Source organism: Sinorhizobium kostiense (genome assembly GCF_017874595.1).
Taxonomy (GTDB): domain Bacteria; phylum Pseudomonadota; class Alphaproteobacteria; order Rhizobiales; family Rhizobiaceae; genus Sinorhizobium; species Sinorhizobium kostiense.
The window spans coordinates 978,698-995,758 of sequence record NZ_JAGILA010000001.1 but is presented as its reverse complement, the minus strand read 5'-3'; the positions used below and the strand labels follow the sequence as shown (position 1 = coordinate 995,758).

Genomic DNA, 17,061 nt, shown 5'->3' with positions numbered 1-17,061 from the left:
CTGCTGTTCTGAGAGCACCTCTTGCAGCTACGGTCAGCTACGGGGGACATCGTATGAGGACCTCCTGTCGTGGCGAGCCCTTGAGCCGAATGCGCATCCGCTCTGGGCTTTCTCGGCGCAAAAGGAACTCACGCTCGGACCGGTCATCTTCCGAAACACACATCGCCGTCAGCTCCCCACCGGCTTCAGTTTTCTTGACGTCGCGTACACTGCAGGTCTGGCCCTCCCACCGCAGCAGAGTATCGGTAAGGAGCAATGGACTCGGTGGCGACGTCGGCTCCGCCACTGGACATTGGGCAGCATTCTCGACCCACCGGCCATGGATCTGCACGAAGCTTTCCTCACGCGGCTGGATTTCGGAGGGCAAGGGCGCAGGTTTCGGGGGTCTGTCGGTGATCCGCCATGAGGGTCTCTCTTGTATTTTCCTGGGCTGCGCTGAGGCATTATCCACGAGGAGTTGACATGCGGCTAGTGCCGCTGTCGTTGCCACGCAGTGGCACCAGTTGGGGGTCCAAGCCCGCGCGCCACGCCGCCCTTTGAATAAGACCATAGGCATGATGAGCCTCCGATTGCCGTGCAATTAACCTTCGAGCGGTCGATCGCTTTTTGAAAGCCCTGGTCGCCCCGCTGGCGCTTCGACCGCCTGTGAATCGTCGTCTTCTTGTAGCCACAGCGTTCTCACCAACACGACCGAGAGAACGGTGAGCGGTGCTGCAAGGACAACGCCCATCGGCCCAAGCAGGACGCCGAAGGCGATGATTGCGAAAATGGCCAGAGCGGGCGCGAGATCGACCGCCTTCCGCTGGATGGCAGGGGCAATCAGAAGCCCCTCTGCCTGCTGGATGGCGAAGTAAAGCGCCAGGACCAGACCGGCTTTTGCCGGCCCCTCGGCCAGACCGACTGCCACGGCCGGCGCGAAGCTGATAACCGGTCCCACGTAAGGGACAAATTCAAGCAGCCCCGCCAGGAACCCGAGCGCAACGGCAGACGGAATGCCCAACGCCATGAGGCCAAGGGTTGTCAGAGCACCAACCGCTATCATCGCTACGAACTGGCCCAGCAGCCAGATCCGTAACGCTTCCGCGGCCTCCGAAATGGATATCGCAGCCCGCGGGCGCCACGCCTTTGGCAGCAGCCCGAGAAAACCGTCGTGATAGGTCCTGGGTCTGACGGCCAGATATATTCCTCCAGCCACCACGATCAGCGTCTCGATCAACACCGAGTAAACGACGGTTGAAACACCGGAGATGCCTCTCAGCAGAGACAGGTCACGGAAAATCCTCCGACCCTGTTGTTCGAGCCACTCCCAAGGGTCTTCCAGACCCAGCCAGTTTCCCACGGATACGGCGAGCTCGGGAGCGCGCTCCGCCAATTGCTTGATTTCACCCGCGATCTGGGATCCAAGCAGAAGCGTAAAGCCGGTGATGCATGCAAGAATTGCCACGACCGCAATAGCCAGCGAGAGTGGACCGTTGATCCCGATCGAGCCGCTGATCATCCGTGACAGCGAGTTGAGTACGATCGCGAGCAGGATCGCAGCGAAAATGAGCAGCAGAAGATGTCGCAATTGCCAGAGCGCAAGTCCGGCGACGACTAGTGCGGCTGCCAGCAAAAGGAGTCGGGCGGAAGGGTCCGTAGGTTTCGGGAACGCTGGCATCTGGGTAATCTTCTCGCTTCAACCTCGGCATCCCTCAGCTGGAACCAGCGTGCGATCGCCGCGACAACCGGATCACAGCCCGCTCGGACTTCAGTCCATTCTTGCCATTGCCGCGGCGCATGACAGGCCAAGGAGTGCCCCTCGGGGGACACTCCGGTAGAGACCGCCCGACCGCTCACTGGGCGGTATTCGGAGCCGGCTGGGTGCTTGATGTTGTGCCCTGGTCTGTGCCGGCTTTGCGCTGCATCTTGTTGTAATCAAAGACCTGCATTACGGTGATCTCGTCCGCCCTGTACGGCAGATTGTACCGCCCGGGATGCGTCATCCAAGCCGTCGGTCCTGTATACGGATAGGCATAATACCCGCGGCCACCTCCCGTCCTGGTGTCAGAAACCACGGCTGCGAGCTTGCCATCGTTGACAATGATGTCGTTCACATAGCCGTAGCGGTCGGTTTCGCCGAGATAGACGGTGTCTCCCATTATGTCCGTGGCCTTGAACAGGTTCGGCCCTGTCGCGAGATCTTCCTCGACTGTGGCGACCTGTCCCGCCTCGCCTTGCCTGATGACCCCAGGATCAGCGACGGCAAGGGCGTAGTTGTCGGCGGTTTCTTCCGTGACCGGCACGGTGATCCGTGACGCGTCTTCCGAGAGTTCCACCTCGTTCCACGGGACGCTGACATGCGTATCACCGATGTCCCATAAACCGCCCACCTCAGCTATCAGCGCAACGACTTCGCCTTGTTTGTTGAAGACGATGTTCTCGACGTCGCCGATCTCTTCGCCGTTACGGCCGACGACGGTGGCCTCGTCGAAGACATGATCGACGCTCCAGCCGGTCGCGTAAAGCGGGTCATACCGCCACTCAGACAAGACGACGACCTTGCTCGGCTCGGTTTGGGCCTGTGGCTCAGTTGGTTGCGTTTGCTCCTGCGCAAACGCGGGCGCGATAAGCACAGCCATAAGGCTGGCGCTATAGACTAGCGCTTTCATGTGACTCTCCCTTCTGATTGCTTAGTTGCAGGGGGCGCCCGGGCCACCCATGCCGGCCGAACCGCAGTGGGAAGGGGATGTTCCGAGTATGAGTAAGATTTAATGTTTCTGTTGAGCTGCGGGTTTCACAGTGCCAAAACACTGCCTCTTTTCGATGGAGAGGCGAGGCGAGCCGACTCGGCTGCGCCCTTGAGGCGGTCGGCACACGCTACTCTTCCCTCCGCAGTTTCTGGCCAGAACGCGCTCGCGAACCTTCTCACACGGGCCAGTTGATAATATATATCATGGCGTGACCTAAATAAGGAATGGGTTGAATGCCGTCAGGGGGACGATCGAAATCTCGCACCAAAAGCCGAGCCACGACCAAGGGAGAGGTGCTTGATCAGGGGATATTTGAAGGCCTTGCTGGGGTTAGAATGGCTATGCGCCGCTTCCTGTCGTTCAGCGAGGCTGCACTCTCCGAGGCAGGAGTAACTTCGCAGCAGTACCAGGCAATGCTGGTCATCAAAGTGGCCCCGCAAAGCCGTGTCATGGTCCGAGAACTCTCCGAAGAGATGCTGATGCAGCGTAACGGCGCCGTTCAACTCGTTGACCGGCTGGAAGCGGCGGGACTCGCATTGCGCACCCCCTCTGTTTCCGACAAACGCACGGTCTTCGTCGGTCTGACTGATCACGGGGAAAGGGTCTTGGACGCGCTTGCCAGGAGACACTTGGGCGCAATGCTTGAGAATGAGCCATTGCTGGTTGAATCCCTCGCACGCCTCCGAACGTTGGCTAAGATGGGCTAAGCCAGGACGGCCTATGCACGTGTCTGCCATCCGCCACCGCCGGCGTAATTCCAAAATTGGCAGGCAGTCTTTTCCGTCACCCACGCATGGCGGTGCGTACTCGCTCCGGCAGGAGCGGCAGGTCTCGAATACGCGCGCCAATGGCATCCGCCACAGCATTGGCGATTGCCGCCGCGGCCGGCCCTTGCGAGGCCTCGCCGGTGCCGAGGAAAGGCTCTCCTGGACGATCGACGACATGAACCTCCACCGCCGCCGGCACTGACGGAAAGCGCATGATTGGATAGCCAGCCCAATCCACCGATTGCACACCATCGGCGTTGAAGTGGACCTGCTCGAAGAGAGTCCAACTGGCCGATTGCACCAGGCCGCCCTCGATCTGGTTGCGGATGCCGTCAGGATTGACCGCCTGACCACTGTCGCAGGCCGCCACAGCACTGCCGAGCTTGATGCGCCCAGTTGCCCGATCCACGTCCAGATCGATGGCGACGGCGCAGTAGGCGGCGAGGTTCTTGTAACGGGCATAGGCAAAGCCGCGTCCGCGTCCCGGCTCTCGCTTCCAGCCGGTCCAGTCAAATGCGTCGGCAACCGTCGTCACGACGTGCCTCGCGCGTGGGTCTTCGAGACGGGCAAGCCGGAACTCCACCGGATCCACGCCGGCGGCGAGCGCCAGTTCGTCCACGAAGCTTTCCAACGCAAAGACGTTCATATAGGCGCCGAGAGAGCGCAGGGCCGATGTACGCAACGGCATTTCGGCGATGAAGTGTTCGACAACGCGAGCATTCGGGATTCGGTATTCCGGAACGGCGTTTCGGTCCGCGCCGCCGGCTGGTTGCGGGATATTGGTGGGCGCTTCCGGTTTAAAGGCGCCGGAAATCAGTTGCGCTGGCAGAAGGTTTCCCGCAGGGCCGGGTCTTGTGGTGTGGGGATTGCTCCAGACTTCGTAATTCCAGCTCGAAATGTCGCCAGTGCCGGACACCGAGCCCTTTGCTCTCACGATCATGGCCGAGCCATAGGGTTCCCATTGATGCTCGTGGTCGCGCATCCACTGAATGCGAACGGGGCGGTCGGGCAGCGCGCGCGCCAGCAGGGCGGCATCGGCCGCCGCGTCGTCGGCGCCGTTGTGGCCATAACAGCCAGCGCCCTCCATGTGGATGAGGTGAACCGATTGCTCGTCCATGCCAGTCATCTCGGCAATCGCAGCACGGTCCGGGTAAACACCCTGGGTGTGGCTCCAGATGGTGAGCTGATCATTCTGGAAGAGACCGACTGCGCAGGACGGCCCGATGGAACCGTGCATCTGGTACGGTCGCGTGTAGGTGGCTTCGACGATCTTCGCCCCCTCCGGGGGTGATTGGGGAGTTTGTGGCCCATTAATCACACTGATGTCGGCCGGCAGTTGCATCAGATGGCCGTAGATGTCGGTATCGGACGGCAACGAGGTGCCTCCCTCCCACTGCGCGGCCGCCTGAAGCGCCTGCATCGCTTTGATCGCTTGGAACTCGCCCTCTGCGATCACGCCAAGATAGTTGCTGTCACGCACAACCCTGAGGACGCCGGGCATCCGGTCGACCTCCGACGTATCGAGCTTGGCAAGGCGCGCGCCACGTCTCGGCGGACGCACGATGCGCGCGTGGACCATGCCGCCCAATCGCAGGTCGTGGACGTAGGACGGCTTCCCGGTGAGCTTGCCCGGAATGTCGACCCGTGGCACCGATTGTCCCATGACGGTATAGCTATCGGGCGCGAAGAATTCGCTTTGGTCGTTTACCGTCACATGAAGCGACCGTCCGCTTACGAGTTGTCCGTAACTTCGTCTTTCGCCGGCGCTGCTGACGACAATGCCGTCCTCGACCTTGAGATTGTCCGCTGCGACACCAAGTTCCTCTGCAGCAAGTCCGATTATCGTGCGGCGGAGATAGGCTGCCGCGTGCAGAATAGCAGTGCCGCTCTTTTCCATGGAATGGCTGGCGGCCGTGTAGCCCTCGTTCGGCGTCTGCGCCGTGTCGGCGGTGAGAAGCTTGATGCGGGGGAAGTCCACCTTGAGCTGTTCGGCTGCGACCTGGGTGAGAGCTGTCCGGATGCCCTGTCCGAGCTCGGCCTTACCGGTGAAAACGGTAATAGTGTCGTCGCTGTCGATGCGAATCCACGCATCGAGGAACGGATATTCGGACAGGCTTCCTGGAAGCTCGGCGGAAGGGGCTGCGGTCGGGGCGCCTTCCTGGGCTAGAAGCACCCGCGCAGGCGATATAGCGAAATACAGTACCAGTGCGCCACCCCCCTTGAGAAGCGAGCGGCGCGGGAATTTCAATTGGCCAAGGGCGTTCATTGAGTGCTCTCCCCAGCAGCAGATGTTTGTTCCTGAAAGCCATCGCTCGCCCGGTGCACGGCGCGCAGGATGCGCAAATGCGTTCCGCAGCGACAGAGCGAAGGCTCAAGGGCCTCGCGGATGGCGGCTTCGTCGGGAGCGGAATTCTGCAGCAGAAGGGCATGCGCGCGCATGATCATGCCGGGAATGCAATAGCCGCATTGTGCGGCCTGCTCCTCAATGAAGGCGCGCTGTACCGGCCCGGGATCATCGATCGAGCCGAGACCTTCGAGCGTCGTGATCTCGCGTTCCGATAGCATGGCGATCGGGGTGAGGCAGGAAAAGATGGGCCTGTTGTCGGCGAGCACCGTGCAAGAGCCGCACTGACCCAAGCCGCAGCCGAACTTCGCACCATTGAGCTCCATCTCATTACGCAAAACGTAGAGGAGCGGCGTCTCAGGATCGCTGTCGGTATCGAATGTACTGCCGTTCACTCTCAGGGTGATCATTTGTCTCACTCCGCATTGGATATCTCGGCCCCGGCACTTCCTTCAGTGGCGGTTGCCTTGACGACGCTATCGATATCCGCCCAGGGATCGCGCCCGGTGAACCGCCCGCGCAGATAAGAGGCAAGCGCCACGAGCTGCTCGTCCGTCAGAGCGCCGGCAAAACCTGGCATATAGCGGCCTGGCTGGCCTTCGGGCGGCTTCACGCCGTTCTCTATGATTTGGATCAGGTTCAGCGGCGTCGGGATGCGCAGCGACGTGCTGAAGGCAAGGGGCAAACCGGCCGCGAAAGGTGAGGGGCTCGCGTCGTGGCAAACCGCGCAAGCGCCGGCATAGATGACTGCTCCGACGTCGCCGCTATCCGGCCGCTCGCCCACCGCGCCGGTGATCTCGGCATCGGTCTCGGCGGTATCGTCTTCCATGAGCGAGGCGATATAGGCGGAGATCGCTACGACGTCTTCGTCGGTGACGCGCGAGAGATTATGGGCGACCGGCGCCATGGCGCCGAGGGCGACACCGTGCTGCTCGACCCATCGGCCAGTCAGATAATCGGCGAGTTGATTTTCGCTCCATTTCACCGCCGCCGGGACATCGCCAGAAATCGCGGGAGCGTACCAGTTTTCGGTGACCTCGCCCTGAAGGAACTCGTCCTTTTTTTCGGCCTGGAGAGCATTGCGAGGTGTGTGGCAGCCGCCGCAATGTGCCAGCCCCTGGACAAGATAAGCGCCGCGATTCACCTTCTCGTCCGCATCGGCGAGACCGGCGAAGCGCCCGTTGTCGAGATAGAGCAGTTTCCACCCGGCCAACAATGGCCTGAGGTTGAATGGGAATCTGAGCTCGTTTGCCGGCGCCTCGTTCCGCACGGGCTCGCGCGTCATGAGATAGGCGTAGAGGGCGTCGATGTCCTCCGGCAGCACCTTTGTGAAATGATGATAGGGAAAGGCCGGATAGAGGTGTTCTCCCTCTCTGTCGAGCCCTTCGTACATCGACCGGCGAAAGGCTTCTCGTGACCATGTGCCGATGCCTGTCTCCGGGTCCGGCGTGATATTTGTCGCGTAGATGGTGCCGAAGGGAGTGGGAATCGCCCGGCCGCCTGCATAGGCTTCACCCTGCTCGGCTGTGTGACACTCGGCGCAATTTCCGATGAGTGCCAATCGTTCGCCATGGGCAACGGTGGCCCCGTCGAAGCTCTGCGGATCGGGGCGCTTGACGGCCTCGATCGCACGCGGACTGACCGCGTAGGCGACGGCTGCCGCGGCAAGCACGAGAAGTGCGACGGCAATTCCGTAGAGAACCTTCATCGAAGGCCTCCTATCGAGAGGATTCCGTAGTGGCTTCCAACTCGCGGCCCTCTCAGAAGGTTCCAGGCGTCGAAGGCCTCCGGCAGCCACAATTCTCGCCGGACCGAGATGACTATGTACAGCTGTTGACCACGCTACCGTGGCCTTTGCTCGCCAGCGTCAGCCTTTGCTCGCCAGCGTCTTCATATTATATCATGGCATGACATGTCATGCCATGATATAATATGTGCTCTCAAAATCGAGAGAAGCAATGCGTATAGATGAGTTCCACTGGGAACGGGAAGTAATCATCAAGGCACAATGCCAGGACAAGCGATCCGCATTTCAGCTAATCGCATGCGAAACATCGGAGCGGACTGGTATCGCGGCAAACGTCATTCTTGAGCATCTTCTGACCCGTGAGGCTCTCGGAGCAACCGACTTTGGTGGAGGATTCGCTCTGCCTCATGCACTCGTGCCTAAGCTCCGCTCACCCTCAAAACTGCTCACCACACTTCGCCAGGGGATTGAATTTGGAGCACCGGATGATGAGCCGGTCGACATTATTCTAGCGATGCTTTGGCCGCAGGACCACCAGGACGGCTTCTTACCGTCACTTGCCAGATACAGCCGCCTGTTCAGGACGGACCGAATTCTACAGGGGCTCCGGAACGCCGTTTCTAAAACTGAGGCAATGATGGTGCTTCACTCTTTCTCAAACCCCGAAGGCATGTTTTCCTCCAATCCTGCGCCCCTGCTAGATCGCCACTGATCAGTGAAATCGCAATCGCCCTCTCCTATCCGAACGAATTTCACGGGGTAGCCCATTGCTGATGCTGACGCTGTAGGCGTTTGTGAGACCGCTACTTCGAAACGAAGAGTAGGTCGAAGCCTCTGAATTCGCCTCTCGCGAGTGACTTGCGCAGCGCCGTCCAGATCACCGACGAATTCTCCAACCTGAAACCCTCGAAGCTTCGGATAAGACGGATCGTCGCCGCCAATGTGCGGACCGCGCGCAGGATCGCTGGACCGGAGAGCGAGGCGGAAAAGATTTGCGGGTGCACGGCAAGCAGCACCCCTGCGGTCCTCTCCCGGTCGATTGCCCGAAACTGCTCGACCGCCTTGTATTCATAGCCTTCTATGTCGATCTTGAAGCAGATGCGCTTGGTCTTCGCTTTTGCCTGAAGCTCGAGAATCGTCACCGTCCTTGCGGTAATCGCCATCCCCGTGTCGTCGGCGATCAGCGCCGAGGTCTCCGAGCTGCCGAAGCTGCCGCCGACGGAGTGAAGCACCAGGGATTCGTCTTCGGATAGCGCGGAGTTGACGAGTTCCACCTCGCCGGCATTCTCAGGCTGCATCCGCGTCAGGATATCGAAACATACCGGGTCAGGTTCAACGACGATGACATTGTTCGCAAGCTGCGCGGCCCAGTAGGGAGTAACGCCAATCCACCCGCCTATATCGATGAAGGTCGTGTTGTCGTCGACCAGGCGTTCAATGTTGCGAAACGTACCCGGCTCCCACTCTCCAGCCTGCAGTCGAGAGAAGAAGCGCTTCTTTTCCGGCTGTTCGGGAAAATAGACGGTCTTCTGAAAATAGGTGATCGCGCGCATCGCGCTTCTCTACCGCATCATCCGCGGATTCGGAACCGGTTCCAGCGAAAATCACCCGAGACGGAAGGGCTCACGCCTCCACACGCTGAGCGCGGCTTCGGGCTTCGGTCAGCTCGGACGTCGTTTGGCTGAGGCGATCGGCAAGCACGCGCATGATCTCCACGGCCATCTCCGGAAAATCTGCCAAAAGCTTCAGGAAATCGTCCTTGCGGATGCGAAGCGCCTCGAGGGGCGCGGTCGTCGTGAGCGTGGCGGTGCGCGGTGTATTGCAGAGAATGGCGATTTCGCCCACGATCGAATTCTCTTCCACCTCCGCCACTTTCAACTGTCCGCCGGGCGTCGAGACCAGAACGTCCGCCTTGCCGGAAAGGATGACGTACGCGGCATCGCCGATGTCACCCTGATGAAACAGGTTCTCTCCGGCACTAAACATCACCCGGTCGGAGGTGAAGGCGAGAAGCTTCAGCTTCGCAGGCGGCAGTCCGGAAAACAACGGGATCCGGCGCAGCATTTCCACTTCGTCTTTCAGGAGCATATCAGTCCGCTTCTCCGAGTTTTATCGCGGGCGCAAACAGCGTCCCTCCCGACCGGCCGGGAAATATGCCTGCCTCGCAACAAGAATATTACATCAAGATGCCAGTTCCTTATAGTCGCTGTCATCTCGAGAGGTTTCAACAGACTTGTCTTCCACCAGGCGTCCGTTCTCGAAATGCGCCACGCGGTCGAAAAGGTCAGAAAGCGCCGGGTTGGAAAGAACCCATAGGATGGCCGGATTCCGCTCTTCCGCCCGCAGGAAGGAAAAGACGTTGCGCGTGATCTGGTCCTGCGTGCGCTGGTCGAGGGCGAGCAGCGGCTGATTGAAGATGTAGAAGTCCGAAAGGCGGATGAGGGTCCTCGCCAGGTTGAGCTTTTGCCGCTGACTTGCCGTCAAGCGCTTGCCGCCGGCCCCGACGTCGAAATCGAGGCCGAAGGCAAGCACCTTGTCATAGAGGCCAAGCGACTCGAAAAGATCACGCACGATCGCCCGAATCCTGTCCGAGCCGTCGGTATGCTTATGGCCGATGCGGCCGAACAGCACGTTGTCGATGATGCTGGCAGAGGCCATGTAGCGGTTCGGCTGATAATGCTCGATGATGCCGGCGAGATCGTCGGGAAGCCCGTCGCTGAATTCGCGCCGCGCCTCGACGATCTTTTCCATCATCTCGTCGGTCAAGAGACCGAAGCGATGCCGGGGCTCGATATAGCCGAAGCAAAGCCGGATGATCCGGATCGCGTCCTCTTCGGAGACCTGATCGATGGGGCGACCCCGGAGCTTCTGCAGAAGCGTCTCATAAACCGGGATCTCCTCGCTGCTCATGAAAGTGAGTTGCTGGAAGAACGGGTGATCCGGAGGCAGGTCGCGGAAGAGCTCGACGACGTTCTCGGCAATCTCCAGTCCCATTTCGTAGAAGGTCTCGTGCAGCCCTGCCCTCTTCAGCACCGTTTTGAAGAAAGGATGGGTCTCCAGCACCTTCTCCCACCTTGCCCGATCCGTGATCGTGCCGAACAGCAGGTTTTCGCCGATGGTGGCTTCTATATTGTAGGATCCGGGCTCGAAGAACACGACGAGGTCGCTGAGCTTTTCGGCCTCGAGGCGCCGGCGCAGCGCCCCACGCATGTCGACGATCTCGCTGGCGAAGGCGGCGTGTACGGCCGGATCGATAGTGGAGCGGACCGCAAGCGCCAATATGTCGTTGGTCAGCAGAACGACGTCGAGAACCGCCCTGATCTTGGCGAAGAGATCATCGGGCCCGCTCGCGCCCGCGGCGGCATAGTCGATCCAGTCGCTGTTGAGATCGAGCGACGGATTGCCGGCGAGTTTGGCTTCGAGCAATTCCCACCGGCGATGCGCGGCCTTGTCGCCGTCATAGGCGACATCCGTCAATGGCGCGTGCTTGAGACCATAGAGAAGGTTGTCTCCGAGACTGCCCTGGAAGGTATAGACCTCCGACGAGGCGTAGGAGATCCGTCGGCCGACGATCGCCTCCGGCAGTTCGTGGATATCGGTATCGCCGACGACGATCCGCCCGCTTTCCGGCCAGGTCAGCCGGCCGAAGGCCTCCGCAAGGGCCTCCCCGCCGCCACCGGTCCCGCCGGTAATCGCCACCGTCTCGTTCGGGCGAACCTGCAAGGATACATGCTCGATGATCCTCGCCCCGCCCTCGTCGGCGACGGATAGGTTGACCGCTGCTAGCGCGCCGGAGAGCGGCGCCGCCGCACCGACCGAAAGCTCCTGCACCTTGGGGTGGATCAACGGTTCGACGCTGAACTGCTCAACCACTTGCGCGTATTTCACCTGCACGTCCTGGCGTGCCTGGTCCCAGTCGATCAGCTCCTTGAGCGGGCCGGGCAGGTCCTTGTAGGCGCCAATCACCGCGACGAGTTGGCCGATATCGAGCCGCCCCTGCAGCGCGAAGTAGCCGCCGATCGAATAGAACAGGAACGGCGTGACCTGCGCCAGGAAATTGTTGAGGAACTTTACCAGGAACTTCCACTGGTAAATGTCATAGCGGATCTTGAAGATCCGGCCGAGGCGCGCGGCGATGTCGGCCCGCTCGTAATTGGAGGTGTCATGCCCGCGGATCGTGCCGATTCCGTCGACGATCTCGCTGACGCGGCCGGAGAGCTCACGCGCCGTCAATTGGCGTTCGCGGCCAAGCACGAGCAACCGCCTGCGCATGCGCGGGATGATGAGCGCCTGTACGGCGACGATCACCGCCGCGATGACGCCAAGCCAGAAGCTCTGGATAAGGATGAAGACCAGCGCCGTCAGTGCCTGCCCGCCAAGTAGCGCCGGCTGGACGAAGGCGTCGCCGGTGAAGCCGCCCATGGGCTCGACCTCGTCCTTGATCATGGTCGCGATTTCGGCGGGCTTCACACGTTTCAGGTGTTTGGGCGGAAAGCGCAGCACCCGGTCGACGAGTTCGAAACGGATGCGCCGCAGCAGGCGCTCTCCCAGCCGGCCCTTATAGGTGTTGATGTAGAACTTGAAGAGCCCGTTGATGATCACGAGCAGGAGGAAGACGAGGCTCAACGCAAGAAGCGTCTCTTGCCGACCGAGTTCGATACCCGAAAACAGAGTGACCTCCCCGAAAAAAGGCAGCTCGAACGAAATCGGCATGAAACGCTGAGTCGATCCGGGTTCTTCGAACCCCTGGCCCTGGATGGGACCGTTGACGATCCGCTTCGGCAAATCGAAGGACAGGAAATACGGCACCATCGAAAGCGCCACGACCAGCAGGATCCACAGCTGCTGCTTGCGGGTATGAGTCCATATGTAACGGGAAAGACGTGTTTCCATGGGCCGGCAATGAAACCTACTCAAAAATTTGCGATCGTATGGACGCCCCGACGGCGGACGCATGCCGCAAAATGGTCCCTTTCCCTCTGATCTTCAATGACCCGCTCCGCCAAAATCGTGAGCGCGCTCGGCATCAGACCCGTAAGGCATTCGGCAAGCAAACTTCCGCCCGCGACTCTCCCGCCAGCAACCGGGTTCCGGTGGTAGTCTGCGCCGCTTGCGCTCGTCTATCCGCGAGCTTACAACAGCCGCATGACGCATGCCAGCCACTCCCCCGCCCCGTCCGCAGATTGGCACGAGAATGCCTACGACCTCGTCCGGGGGCTCGCCTTTTACTCGGGCAGCTTGCTGGTGGATGGCATCGCGAAGGTAATCGCCAGGCATCCTGAAGCCAATATCGCCAATGCGTTCAACCATAAGCAGGTCGGCTGCAAGCTATGGGCGCGCGACAAACTGCTGGAAAGCGTCGGTCCGGCCTACCGGAAGATCGCGGTGCTTGGCGGTTGGTACGGCATCCTGCCGGCGATGCTGCTCGATGATCGTCGCTTCGAAATCGGCGCGGCCATCAGCTACGACATAGACCCGGCAGTGGAGAAGGTCGCGCACACCCTCAACTCCGGATTCGGCGAGAGATTCCGCGCGTTGACGGCGGACATGTATGCTCTCGATTATTCGAGCCTTCAGGCCGACCTGATCGTCAATACGAGCTGCGAACACATCGCCGACCTTAGGGGTTGGCTCGGCCTCCTGCCACCCGGCACGCGCATCCTCTTGCAGTCGAACGATTATTTCAGCGAGCCGACCCACATAAACTGCGTTTCCTCGCTCGACGAGTTTCGCACCCAGGCCGGCCTCACCCATATCGACTTCGCCGGTGCCCTGCCGATGAGGAAATACACGCGCTTCATGCTGATCGGGACGGTCTGACGGACCCTCCCCGCTGCAGCCGATCGCCGAGGATCACGGCCGTCTTCATCGCCCCGTCGAGGTCGAGCGGAGGGATGTCCGGCCGCGGCAGGGCGAGCATCGTTTCGATCCGGCGCGCGAGTTCAGGCGGCGTGATGCCCTCTTCCGGCAGAACGGACGCAAGGCCGAGCCTTTCGAGCCGTTCCGCACGCGTGCTCTGCTCCGTTTCGCCGCCGGCGGTGAACGGGATCAGCAGCGAGCCGCATCCGGCGCGAAGGATGTCGCAGACGGTGTTGTAGCCGGCCTGAGAGACGGAAAGGCGCGCGCCCGCAAGCAGGCTGGCAAAATCCTGCCGAAAACGGAAGAGGTTGACGCTCGCCGGCGCCGACGCGGCAAGCGCATCGAAATCCGCTTCCGGCAGGTTGGGTCCGGTCACCAGGCACCAGCGCAATGCCTCAGGCAGGAGCCGCGCGGCCTCGAGGGCCGAGCCGATCAGCTCCTTGCCGACCGCACCGCCGCCCGCCGAAACCACTATGTCAAATGTTTCCAACGGCGCGGCCGGCGGCGGAGGCGCGACGAGGCCCGTATAGACGACCTTGTCCTCGATCTCGCGCGCGAGCGGAAAGGTCTCCTCGATTCGTGCAAAAGCCGGGTCGCCGTGCACGAGCACCAGGTCAAAATGGGCTTTCACGAGCTCGACCGTCTCCTCGGCTCGCCCGGGTTTCGTCCGCTCCTGCAGGATGTCGCGCAGCGAGGTCGCGACCAGCGGCCGCTTTTCCATGGCGGCAATCGCTTCGAGCAATGGCAGGAGTTCGAAACGCATCTGCCGGCGGCCGAAAGGAAACGCCTCGATGATGACGATGTCCGGCTCTGCACGCCGAAAGGCGTCGATCAGCAGGTCCTTGCGGTGCTCCCGGAAAGCGGACGTCAGTGGATTGCCGGCGGCGTCGCTGAGACCAGAGAAGCCCTTGTCGCCGGCCGCGACTGCCGGCAGGGCGATCGTCTTCACCCCTTCGCCCGGGAAGCCGGGCAGAGGCAGACCGCCGGTCACCATTGTCACGTCGAAATCCCGCTCGACAAGCGCCTTGGCAATGCGGCTTGCCCGCGCCAGGTGCCCGATCCCGAGCAGGTGCTGCACGTAAAAGAAAACGCGACGTTCCCTCAAGATGCCTTGCTCCATTCGTCCCGGAAAAGTTCGCTCAATTGCCGAACGCTCGAATGATGATCGAAATCGGAGCGCACGCGCTCTTCCGCGGCACTGCCAAGCCGTTGCCTGAGGTCAGGATCGCGGATCAATTGCTCCAGTGCCTTGGCGAGCGCACTTGGGTCTTCCGGCGGCACTACCACGCCATTCCTGCCGTGTTCGATGAGTTCCGGAACCCCGGATACGGCCGTCGACACGCAGGCGAGGCGCTGGCTCGATGCCTCGACCAGAACGTTAGGCAGGCCGTCGCGATCGCCATCGGAGGCGATCCGGCAGGCAAGCGCGAAGACGTCGCTCTCGCGGTAGCGGGCAAGAACGTCCTTTTGGTCGAGAGCCCCGTCCCAGCGAACCCGATCCGCAATTCCCAGATTGCCGGCCATGGCGCGAAGCTCCTTCGTCAGGTCGCCCGCTCCGATGTGATCAAAGCGCCAATGGAGTTGCGCGGGCAGCAGCGATAGCGCCTTCAGAAGAACGTCGTACCCCTTCTTGGCGACCGCCCGCCCGACGCTGACGATGCGAACCGGATCGGCGGGATCGGAGCCGTCGCGCTTCGAATGGTTGCCCTCGAACACCGGGAACCGGTCGAGATCGAGGCCGTGATAGCTCAGATGCACCCGGGACTTTTCTTCCGCGAGGCTGCTCAGGTGCTCAAAGCCGGTCCTGGTGCAGGTAACCGTCCAGCGGGCACCGCCGAGTTTTTCCGAAAGCTCCCAGTCGGACGAGGTCCAGATGTCCTTCGCGTGCGCCGAGCAAGTCCAAGGGACGCCCGCCATGAGACTTGCATAGGCCGTCACCGATGCGGGCGTGTGGATGAAATGCGCATGCAGCCAGCGCGCATCGCCCGGCCACTCGGCAACGAGCACCAACGCCTGGCCGAAGCGGCGGACACGGTTTCGCGTCCTGTCGCGACGGAGGTCGCGGAGAAACGGACCGAGTGCGCGCCAGAAGCCGGCCCTCGGCGCCGTCCGAAGGAGGGCGCGAAAGACGCGCCAGGGCTCGTCGTGCAGATACTCCGGCAGATAGTGAACCTCAGCCCGTATCTCGTCATGGACCGGATGGCGCTTGCGGTCGGTCGGGCGGCGGAGGGCGACGAGCACGAGCTCGTGCCCCGCCCTCTCGAGGCCGAGCAGTTCCTGTGCGATGAATGTCTCCGAAAGGCGCGGATAGCCTTTCAGGACAACGGCAATCTTTCTATGTGGCGACACGGGATTTCAGATTGTCTGCTTTACGATGCTCAAGTGCTGTTTCGATCTGTGATCGAGCCAATCTCCGACGATCTCGGATATGTGCACGAGGCCTTCAAGTCTGAGGCCGTTGGCGCGGTGCGACGGCGGCGCCCGGTCAGGCAAAGCCTTGATCGCCGCGGCGAACCGCAGCGGATCTTCCGCCTCGTGCGGCAACAACATGTCGACGAGGCCAAGTGCGGACGCGCGTTGGGCGCGGATCAACTGCTCCTCGCGCGGCTGCAGCCGCGGCACGATCAGCGCCGGCTTGTCGAAAGACAGGATCTCGCAATAGGTGTTGTAGCCGCCCATCGAGACGACGCCCTTGGCGCCGGCGACCAGTTCCTCCATGCGGTTGTCGAATTCGATCATCCTGATGAAGGGGATGCTGCTCCCCTTTCGGATCAGCTTGTTGCGCTTCTTGGCCGGCATGTAGGGGCCAAGCACGACGAGGGCATTGAAGGTGAGTTCCGGGTCCTGCTGATAGGCATGAATGACGTCGTGGATGAGGTCGGCGCCGTCACCGCCGCCGCCGGTCGTGACCAGAATGTAATCGCCCTCGGGCCTGTGGCTCGGCGCATCGTCTTTCGGAACGCCTCTTTGCAGAAATCCGACGAAATTCATGCGGTCGCGAACGGTCGCCGGAACCTCCAGACCGACAAGCGGATCGTAGAAATCCGGAGGGCCATAGACCCAGATCGAATCGTAGAACTGCTCGATCTTGCGCATCGTGTCGCGGCGTTTCCATTCGGCTTCGAGCAGATGCGGCGCATCCATGATATCGCGGAGGCCGAGCACCAACCTGGTGCCGTGTGTCTTCAAATAGGTCAGGGTCTCCTCGACTTCACCGCGCAGTCCCATCGGCTCCTTGTCGACGATGAAGATGTCCGGCTTGAAGGTTTCCGCAGTCGAACGGATGATCGACTGGCGCATCTTCAGCGTCTCGTGCAGTTCGATGTGCCGGTCGAGCGAGGTATACTCGCCGTTGCGAAGCTTGATGACGCTCGGGATCTTCACGAAATCAACACGGGCGCGGTAGTCGAAGGCGCCGGCAATCGTCGCGCCGGAAATGATAAGAATCTGCAAGCCCCTATAGTCCTCGACCAGCGCATGCGCGATCGCGCGGCAGCGCCTCAGATGACCAAGTCCGAAGGTGTCATGACTGTACATGAGGATCCGGGCATCTTCGAAACGCCGTGTCATGCCTAGAACCCTTTCTCTAGTTGAAGCGTTGCCGCTGCAGCGCCC

At 61.3% G+C, this 17,061-nt stretch carries 14 protein-coding genes; 3 read left to right on the top strand and 11 right to left on the bottom strand.

The window, feature by feature from the left end; genetic code table 11:
* Positions 1-580: 580 nt before the first annotated feature.
* Together J2Z31_RS04465 and J2Z31_RS04460 are read right to left on the bottom strand one after the other, a co-directional pair.
* Positions 581-1,657: an AI-2E family transporter gene (locus J2Z31_RS04465; protein WP_234939245.1), complete on the bottom strand. Its 1,077-nt coding sequence runs from the start codon at positions 1,655-1,657 to the stop codon at positions 581-583.
* 175 nt (positions 1,658-1,832) lie between these two features.
* Entirely contained in the window at positions 1,833-2,648 is an 816-nt protein-coding gene (locus J2Z31_RS04460) for a PRC-barrel domain-containing protein (protein ID WP_209600658.1), read from the bottom strand.
* 416 nt (positions 2,649-3,064) lie between these two features.
* Here J2Z31_RS04460 and J2Z31_RS04455 point away from each other — a divergent pair, with 416 nt between their 5' ends.
* Positions 3,065-3,436 carry a MarR family winged helix-turn-helix transcriptional regulator gene (locus tag J2Z31_RS04455; protein WP_234939244.1) on the top strand — a complete coding sequence of 124 codons (372 nt, stop codon included), beginning with the start codon at positions 3,065-3,067 and terminating at the stop codon, positions 3,434-3,436.
* A gap of 76 nt (positions 3,437-3,512) precedes the next feature.
* Here the strand turns inward: J2Z31_RS04455 and J2Z31_RS04450 are convergent, their stop codons facing one another.
* The 3 genes from J2Z31_RS04450 to J2Z31_RS04440 are packed head-to-tail and all read right to left on the bottom strand — an operon-like array spanning position 3,513 to position 7,548.
* On the bottom strand, positions 3,513-5,762 hold the full coding sequence (locus tag J2Z31_RS04450) for a xanthine dehydrogenase family protein molybdopterin-binding subunit (RefSeq protein WP_209600656.1): 2,250 nt from the start codon (positions 5,760-5,762) through the stop codon (positions 3,513-3,515).
* Entirely contained in the window at positions 5,759-6,250 is a 492-nt protein-coding gene (locus tag J2Z31_RS04445) for a (2Fe-2S)-binding protein (protein ID WP_209600655.1), read from the bottom strand. The genes J2Z31_RS04450 and J2Z31_RS04445 overlap by 4 nt, the downstream gene beginning before the upstream one ends.
* Before the next feature lie 5 nt (positions 6,251-6,255).
* Positions 6,256-7,548, bottom strand: a complete 1,293-nt coding sequence (locus J2Z31_RS04440) for a cytochrome c (protein WP_209600654.1) — start codon at positions 7,546-7,548, stop codon at positions 6,256-6,258.
* Positions 7,549-7,798: 250 nt separating this feature from the next.
* On the opposite strand from J2Z31_RS04440, the gene J2Z31_RS04435 reads away from it, so the two are divergent.
* The gene (locus J2Z31_RS04435; protein WP_209600653.1) at positions 7,799-8,299 is read left to right on the top strand and encodes a PTS sugar transporter subunit IIA; all 501 of its coding nucleotides are present in this window, start codon (positions 7,799-7,801) and stop codon (positions 8,297-8,299) included.
* Positions 8,300-8,390: 91 nt separating this feature from the next.
* Here J2Z31_RS04435 and J2Z31_RS04430 read toward each other — a convergent pair whose 3' ends face one another.
* From J2Z31_RS04430 to J2Z31_RS04420, 3 genes are all read right to left on the bottom strand, one after another.
* Positions 8,391-9,140 (bottom strand): FkbM family methyltransferase, encoded by a 750-nt coding sequence (locus J2Z31_RS04430; protein WP_209600652.1) that lies wholly within the window; start codon positions 9,138-9,140, stop codon positions 8,391-8,393.
* A gap of 70 nt (positions 9,141-9,210) precedes the next feature.
* Positions 9,211-9,675 (bottom strand): Crp/Fnr family transcriptional regulator, encoded by a 465-nt coding sequence (locus tag J2Z31_RS04425; protein WP_209600651.1) that lies wholly within the window; start codon positions 9,673-9,675, stop codon positions 9,211-9,213.
* Between the two features lie 93 nt (positions 9,676-9,768).
* Positions 9,769-12,480, bottom strand: a complete 2,712-nt coding sequence (locus tag J2Z31_RS04420) for an ABC transporter transmembrane domain-containing protein (RefSeq protein WP_209600650.1) — start codon at positions 12,478-12,480, stop codon at positions 9,769-9,771.
* Between the two features lie 252 nt (positions 12,481-12,732).
* Between J2Z31_RS04420 and J2Z31_RS04415 the strand changes: the two genes are divergently transcribed.
* Positions 12,733-13,407 (top strand): methyltransferase domain-containing protein, encoded by a 675-nt coding sequence (locus J2Z31_RS04415; RefSeq protein ID WP_209600649.1) that lies wholly within the window; start codon positions 12,733-12,735, stop codon positions 13,405-13,407.
* On the opposite strand, the gene J2Z31_RS04410 is transcribed toward J2Z31_RS04415, so the two are convergent.
* Genes J2Z31_RS04410 through J2Z31_RS04400 form a run of 3 tightly spaced genes read right to left on the bottom strand, consistent with a single transcriptional unit; the run spans position 13,385 to position 17,016 of the window.
* Complete coding sequence (locus J2Z31_RS04410) at positions 13,385-14,566, bottom strand: glycosyltransferase family protein (RefSeq protein WP_209600648.1); 1,182 nt, start codon at positions 14,564-14,566, stop codon at positions 13,385-13,387. The two genes, J2Z31_RS04415 and J2Z31_RS04410, sit on opposite strands and share 23 nt — an antisense overlap.
* Positions 14,548-15,795: a glycosyltransferase family 4 protein gene (locus tag J2Z31_RS04405; protein ID WP_209600647.1), complete on the bottom strand. Its 1,248-nt coding sequence runs from the start codon at positions 15,793-15,795 to the stop codon at positions 14,548-14,550. Before J2Z31_RS04405 ends, J2Z31_RS04410 begins: the two co-directional genes overlap by 19 nt.
* A gap of 6 nt (positions 15,796-15,801) precedes the next feature.
* A complete protein-coding gene (locus tag J2Z31_RS04400) occupies positions 15,802-17,016 on the bottom strand; it encodes a glycosyltransferase family protein (protein WP_209600646.1) in 1,215 nt (404 codons plus the stop codon).
* Positions 17,017-17,061 lie beyond the last annotated feature (45 nt).